The organism is Patulibacter sp. NPDC049589, from assembly GCF_040675535.1.
Lineage (GTDB): Bacteria > Actinomycetota > Thermoleophilia > Solirubrobacterales > Solirubrobacteraceae > Patulibacter.
Genome location: NZ_JBFAPC010000236.1, coordinates 1 through 6,109, shown reverse-complemented (window position 1 = coordinate 6,109; position 6,109 = coordinate 1). Strand labels below are relative to the sequence as shown.

The following is a 6,109-nucleotide window of genomic DNA, read 5'->3' as shown; positions in this document are numbered from 1 at the left end:
TCTCGCGCGGGGGGGCCGGCGCGGCCGCGGCCGCGGCGGACGAGCGCCTCGACGCGGTTGGCGTGCCAGCGGACCATGTTGGGCTCGCGCATGCCGATCCGCGCGCTGTCGGCGGCACAGGCCTCGAGCCACGGCAGCGCCTCGTCCGGGCGGCCCAGCCCGAGCTCGAGGAGCCCCAGCGCCGAGCGCGGCGAGAGCCCCATCGACGCGCCGTCGACCAGGGCGCAGATCTGCAGCGACATCCCGGCGTGCTCGCGGCACGCGCCCTCCCGGCCGAGGGCCGCCTCGGTCTGGGCGAGCAGGCCGCCGGCCGGCGCCAGGAGGATCGGCACGTTCGCGTCCAGCGCGAGGGTCACCGCCTCGGTGCCGGCCGCCACGGCCGGGCCGAGGCGCCCGGTGCGCAGCGCCAGCTCACCCTGTACGGCCAGCGGGTAGATCAGCTCCCCGGGGGCCCGCCGGGCCCGGCCGGCGGCGAGCTGGCGCGAGAGGATCCGTTCGGCGAGGTCGTCGTGCTCCGTCCAGACCGCCACGTGCGCGGGGGTGGAGAGCATCTCGGTCCCGGCGTTCGGGACGTCGCCCCGCTCCAGCACCCCGGCGTGGCTCCGCAGCGCGGAGACGGCCTCGCCCGGGCGGCCGGTGAGCGCGAGCACGAGCGCCCGGACGAGGCCCGCGACGTCGGCGTGGCCGGGGAGCTCGTCGCCGGCCAGCTCGCCGACGCGCGCGGCGATCTCGGCCATCCGGTCGAAGTGGCCGGGCATCCAGTACCCCGGGGCGGCCTCCAGGAGCATCTCCGCGGCGCGCGCCGGATCCAGCGGCGCCACCGCCTCGGCCGCGTCCCCGACGATCCTCAGACCCTCCTCGAGCCGGCCGCCGCGGGCGAGCAGCATGCCGTGCACGCGCCCGAGGTCGGCACGCAGAAGCGGGTCGTCGGGCGCCTCGGCCAGCGCGGCGGCCACGAGCGGCAGCCCGCGAGCGGGGTCGCCGATCGCCGCGAGGATCGCGGCCGCGGCGACGCGCCGGCGGCCGCGATCGTGGGCGTCGGGGCTCAGCTCGGCGGCGCGCGACAGCAGCTCGGCGGCGGAGCCGAGCGCCCCGCGGGCGGTGACGGCACCCGCGACGGCCTCGAGCTCGCCGGCGACGGCCTCGTCGGGCCCGTCGCTCGCGGCCGCGCGGTGCCAGGCGCGGCGCTCCGGTCCGGCGTCCTCCGCCAGGGCACGGTGGGCGGCGCGGCGCCGCTCGAGCGGCACCCGGTGGTAGGCGGTCGCGCGCAGCAGCGGGTGACGGAAGCGCCAGCGCACGCCGTCGCGCTCGAGGATCCCCGCGCGCTGCGCCGCGTCCAGCGCGTCGCCGGGGAGCCCGAGGCGGCGGATCGCGTCCGCGGCCTCGGCGCGGGACACGTGCTCGTCGGCGGCCGCGACGGCCAGGGCGTCGCCCGTGGCGGCGGGCAGCGCGTCGAGCCGGCCGCGGAACGCCCGCTCGACCGCCGGGCCGGGCCGCAGCGGCTCGGCCAGCGGCGCGACGCCCGCGCGCTGGTCGGGGGTCAGGGACGACGCGAGCTCGACGAGCGCCAGCGGGTGCCCCTCGACCGCGGCGACGAGCTGCTCGAGCGGCAGCGCGGCGATCCCGCCGCCCGCGCGGCCGGCCAGGGCGCGGGCCTCGTCCGCGGGCAGGCCGGAGAGCTCGAGGTGCTCGAGCCCGCGCTCGCGCAGGCCGCGGTCGGGCTCGGGCCGGGACGCCAGGAGGACCGCGACGCCCTCGGCGTGCAGGCGGCGGATCGCGAAGACGACGGCCTCGAACGACCCGTCGTCGAGCCACTGGACGTCGTCGAGGAGGACGAGCAGGCCGTCCTCCTCGGCGGCCTCGAGCAGCGCGAGGAGCGCGATCGAGACCGCGAAGACGGCCTGCGGCGCGCCGTCGCGCAGGCCGAGCGCGACCTCGAGCGCGACCGCGTGGTGGGGGTCCAGCCGGGGCAGGAGCCCGAGGGCGGGGGACAGCAGCTCGCGCAGGCCGGCGAACGCGTGGCCCTGCTCGGCCTCGGGCGCGCGGGCCCGCAGGACCGTCAGGCCACGCTCCCGCGCGAGGGCGCCCGCGGCGTCCAGCAGCGCGGTCTTGCCGATCCCGGCGACGCCGGAGACGACGAGCGCGCCGCTGCGGCCCGCGACGGCCGCCTCGACGAGGGTGCTCACCCGCTCGAGCTCCGGGGCGCGGCCGATCAGGGGGAGGTCTGCACCGTGCACGACCGCATCGTAAGCCGCGGAAGGCCGGGCGGCGCCCCGGCCGCCCACGCCGAGGGCCAGGTCGTCACCAACCCCGGGCCCGGGGTGCAGGCGCTGGCCGGCTCCGACCAGGAGCAGCCCGTTCGCGCCGTCGTCCGACCGCGGCGCCCCGCCGCGGCCGGCGCGACCGCGCCGGCCGACAGGACGTGCGGTCCTACGCCGCCTCGTCGTCCGACGGGGCGGCGCGCCCTCAGCGCCGCTCGGCGTCGACGGCCGCGCGGGCGAGCGCCGCCTTGACCGGGCCGACGGACGGCTTCGGCCGGCCGTTGTAGGTGAAGAGGCCCTTCTGGTTCAGGCCGCGGACCAGGCGGATCGTGCCCTTGTACTTCGTGCGGATCGAGCCGCCGATGAAGGTCGGGGCCACGCCGAAGTCGCGCAGGTTCCAGACGATCTCGCCCGAGAAGTCCGGGTCGCTCGCGTACGTGTCGATCGTCGTCTTCAGCAGGTTGGCCTGGTACGCGTAGCCGCCGGGGCGGGTCGTCGGGTTCTCGCCGTTGGCCTCCGCGCCGAACTCGGTGAGCACCAGGGCCTTGCCGGCGAAGACCTTCTTCACGGCGCCGGAGAACTTCTGGATGCTGGTCTTCAGGTACGACATCGGCTTGCCCGGGTCGCTGTACCAGCCCTGGTAGCTCGTGATCCCGATCGCGTCGATGTGGTCGTAGACGGACCCCATCTTCTCCGGGACGCGTGCGCCCTCCACCGGGTTGGCGTCCGTGTAGTTCACGGGCGTCGCCCAGACGTCGAGCGCGGTCAGGCGGCCCGGGTCCTCGCGCTTGAGCCTCGCCGACGTCTCGCGGATGTACGGGACCTGGCCGCCGGTGTTGCCGTTGCGGGCGATCTCGTTGACGAGGTTCCAGACGATGATCGACGGGTGCGTCTGCTGCTCGTCGAGCGTCGTCTGCACGCGCTGGCGGGCGACCGCGGCCTTCGCCGGCGTGTCGCTCTTCCACGAGCCCGGGGAGTCCGTCGGGCCGACGCCCTGCCAGATCATGATGCCGGCGGCGTCCAGGCGCTCCAGCAGCGCCGGGGACAGCGGGTGCTGCGCGCGCGTGGCGTTCGCGCCGATCGTCTTCAGGTCGCCGACCAGGGCGTCCATCTGCTCGGCGTGCAGGCCGGTGCCGTAGCCCGGCGCGTCCTCGTGGATCGAGGCGCCGCGCAGGGTGATCCGCTTGCCGTTGAGGAAGATCTCGCGGCCGCGCTTCTCGACCTGTCGCAGGCCGATCCGCGTCTGGTACGCGCTCTCGTTCGGGACGGTCAGCGTCAGGTCGTAGAGGTTCGGGGAGCCCGGGGCCCACAGCGCCGGGTCGTTCACCGTCACCTCGGTCTGGACCCGCTGCGACGCCCGGGCCTTCAGGTGGACCTTCGGGAAGGTGATCGGCACGTCCTGGCCGTCGCGGCGCAGCAGGGCGACCAGGCTGATGTCGCGCTCGACGCTGCGGTTGACGACCACGGCGGAGACGCGGACCTTCGCCGCGCCGCCGACCAGCGTCGTGGTGACGTACGGGGCCTGGACCTCGCTCGGGCCGAGCTTGCGGATCGTGACCTCGCGGTTGATCCCGCCGAAGTTGAACCACAGCCGGTGCCAGCCGTCGGCCTTCATCTTCTCGGGGTCGCGCCAGTCGGCGCGGACGACGAGCGTGTGCGCGCCGGCGCTCAGGGTCGTCCGGGCCTCGAACGGCAGGAACTCGCCGGTGTGGGTCGTGACCTGCTTGCCGTCGACCCAGACGGTCGCCTTGTGGTTGACGGACCCGAAGGCGATCGCGTACTGGCCCGCGGCGTCGACGTTCACCGTCGTCCGGTACCACCCGACCGACCCGCGGTGGCTGACGACGCCGGCCGCGCCGGTGATCCGCCCGGCGTTCGGGACGTACGGGATCGTGACGTCCTTGCCGGTGAACCCGCCCTTCTGCCACTGCTTGGTGGTGCCCTGGTCCTGGGGGTCCGAGGCGTAGGTCCAGGGGCCGCTGAGGGCGATCCGGCCGAACGGGCCGCTGATCGTGATCGGCTTCGTCGGCTCGGCGTCCGTGCCGGCCGCGTGGCTGGTGCTCGGGCCGCCTGGGAGCAGCAGCAGCGCGAGCACCGCGGCGACGACGGCCAGGGGCACGAGGATGAGCAGGGACCGACGAGGCGCGAATGACACGAGAGGGGACTCGGCGGGGAGAGGTGGACGGCCGCCCGCGCGAAGGTCGGAGGGTAGCGGAGCGTCCCGCGGGTGGTGCCGGTGGTGCCGGACCCGCAACGCCGCGGCCGCACCGCCGCGCCACGGCGCCGGGAGAGGCCCGCCGAGGTGCGGCGCCGGGGCGCTCGCGGCCGCTACGGTGCGCGTTCGATGCGGCACGGCGGGCGACGGACAGGACGGGCGGGGACGAGGGCTCGCGCGCGGGCCACGTGGCCGACCGGCGGGCCGACGCGGCGCGGGCAGGTCCCGCGCGCGACGCCGGTCGCGGGAGCCGGCCCCGTGGCCACGCGGCGCGTCGCCCCGGGTCTCGTGGCCGCCGGACTCGGCGTGGCGCTGATGGCCCTGGGCGCCGCCCCCGCCGGCGCCGCCGAGCGCGTGGTCGTCACCGGCGCGGGCTTCGGCCACGGGGTCGGCCTCAGCCAGTACGGCGCGGCCGGGATGGCCGCCAAGGGCCGCTCCCCGCGCCAGATCCTGCGCCACTACTACCGCGGCACGAGCCTGCAGCGCTCCGCCGCCGCGAGCCGGACCGTCCGCGTCGCCCTGCAGTGGGGCGCCCGCGAGACGACGATCTCCGGAGCGGTCTCCGTCGGCGGCCTGCAGACGAAGACGACCCGTTCCTACCGGCTGATCCGCAAGGCCGCGGGCATCGAGATCCGCGAGATCGGGAGGAAGAAGCGGCTCGGCCGGTCCACGTCGGGCGTCGCGGTCGTCCCCGGGAACGCCGGGATCCTCCGGGTCGCGGGGAGGTCCGCCGACGGCGTGCAGGACGGGTCCTACCGCGGCCGGATCGACGTGCTGCCGGACGGCCCGAAGGACGTCGTGGTCGTCAACGAGCTGGACATCGAGGACTACCTGCGCGGCGTCGTGACCGAGGAGTCCCCGGCGGACTTCCCCGCCGCCGCCCTGCAGGCGCAGGCGATCGTGGCGCGCACCTACGCGATCACCAACGCGGTCGGCGGCCGGGCGTTCGACCAGTGGCCCGACACGCGATCGCAGGTCTACACGGGGATCGCGGGCGAGTCGCCGCAGGGCGACGCCGCCGTCGCGGCGACCCGCGGCCAGGTCGTGACGCTGAACGGGACGCCCGTCATCACGTACTTCTTCTCCACCAGCGGCGGGCGGACCGAGGACGCCGACAAGGTCTTCGGCGGCGCGCCCCGCTCGTGGCTGCAGAGCGTCCCCGACCCGGACGAGGGCGACGTCGAGCTGCACCGCTGGGTCCGCTCGTTCACCGCCGCGTCGGCGGACGCCCGGACGGCCCGCTTCCGCGTCGGGGCGCTGCGGCGGATCGACGTCCTGGAGCGCGGCGACTCGCCGCGCATCCTCCGCGCCCGCGTGACCGGCACGACGGGCACCGCCGACGTCACCGGCGAGCAGCTCCAGCGGGCGTTCGACCTGCCCGACCGCTGGGCGACGTTCGCCAACGCGTCGATCTCGGGCTGCCTGAAGGCGGGCCCCACCGCGGCCGAGCGCCGGGCGGCCGCCGCCTTCCGCGCGGCCGCGGCCGCGCGGGCCGAGCAGCGCCGGCGGGCCCGCGACCCGCAGGTCCTGACCGCCGCCGCGGGCCTCGGGGTCGTCGTGGAGTTCCAGACCGGCGGGCCGGACGCGGTCACGACCCCGGGCGCGCCGACGCCGGCCGGGGCCGGAGGTGCCG

At 76.9% G+C, this 6,109-nt stretch carries 3 protein-coding genes; 1 reads left to right on the top strand and 2 read right to left on the bottom strand.

Annotated features, from left to right (window positions below; genetic code table 11):
* Positions 1 to 2,237: AAA family ATPase (locus AB0L40_RS25785; RefSeq protein ID WP_364361343.1), on the bottom strand; the 2,237-nt coding region annotated here is incomplete at its 3' end.
* A 229-nt stretch (positions 2,238 to 2,466) separates the two neighbouring features.
* Complete coding sequence (locus tag AB0L40_RS25780; RefSeq protein WP_364361341.1) at positions 2,467 to 4,416, bottom strand: glycoside hydrolase family 2 TIM barrel-domain containing protein; 1,950 nt, start codon at positions 4,414 to 4,416, stop codon at positions 2,467 to 2,469.
* A 318-nt stretch (positions 4,417 to 4,734) separates the two neighbouring features.
* Here AB0L40_RS25780 and AB0L40_RS25775 point away from each other — a divergent pair.
* Positions 4,735 to 6,109 (top strand): SpoIID/LytB domain-containing protein (locus AB0L40_RS25775; protein WP_364361339.1); only part of this gene is annotated, 1,375 nt, incomplete at its 3' end.